Origin of the sequence: Protofrankia sp. CiP1_Cm_nod2 (genome assembly GCF_920664355.1) — a bacterium.
Taxonomy (GTDB): Bacteria; Actinomycetota; Actinomycetes; order Frankiales; family Frankiaceae; genus Protofrankia.
The window spans coordinates 1,264-2,029 of record NZ_CAKKTL010000034.1; the positions used below are offsets into that span (position 1 = coordinate 1,264).

1 protein-coding gene is annotated in these 766 nt (G+C 65.0%); it reads left to right on the top strand.

What is annotated here, in order from left to right; genetic code table 11:
* Positions 1–491: 491 nt before the first annotated feature.
* Positions 492–766 (top strand): hypothetical protein (locus NBW84_RS05840; protein ID WP_250282410.1); only part of this gene is annotated, 275 nt, incomplete at its 3' end.

Consider the following 766-nt stretch of genomic DNA (forward strand, 5'->3'; position numbering starts at 1 on the left):
GACCTTAAGTGATCATCTTAACGGTGACACTTTGGCCGCCAGCCCCACCCCGTCCGACCATCGAAGATCGATGATCTTCGCTTGTCTCGCGATCCGATCAGCAGGGCTTCGCACCGCCCAAGGCGCCACCCCACTCAAGTGACGTGGATCACAGATCCATTCACGGCAGACGATCTTAACTTCTGGTCCGCGGATCCTCAGGCGATCGAGGAGGGCGCCAAGCGCCCACATGATGGCGAGGGCGGTGAGACTCGCCGCGAGCCTCACCGCCCCGGCTGTCAGGACTCATGGAACCCCGCGTTCGCGGCGATGACGCATCCGGCCAGGCCAGCACTTTGGACAGGCGCACAAACGTGCGACGTGTCCGACATACGCGTCCTGGACGATGCGCACATCGCGCGGTTCGCCCACCCAGCCCGTGGTGTGCGGTCGGCGGAAAGGAAGGACCATCGGATCCTGATGTCCGGCGGACGCGCACAGCGGCGACGCCGGTGGGGCCACCGGCGATTCTGTGGAATGTCGACGGCACCCCGCTGTCGCCGGCGGGCCATGTTGCCCGCGATGTTTTGGACCCGGCGGGCCATATTGCCCGTAATATTTTGGACGCTGTCGAACTCGACGAAAGAACGGGCCCTGAAATCGCGTGTCCGCTGGTGGGATCTGCCAGCGGAAAACCTGCCCGGGGCGGGGATCCGGCCGAGACGGTGGCCGTGTCCGTCGGCCGTGTCCGTCGAATGCCGCCGACCGAACTTCCACGGCATGTGGA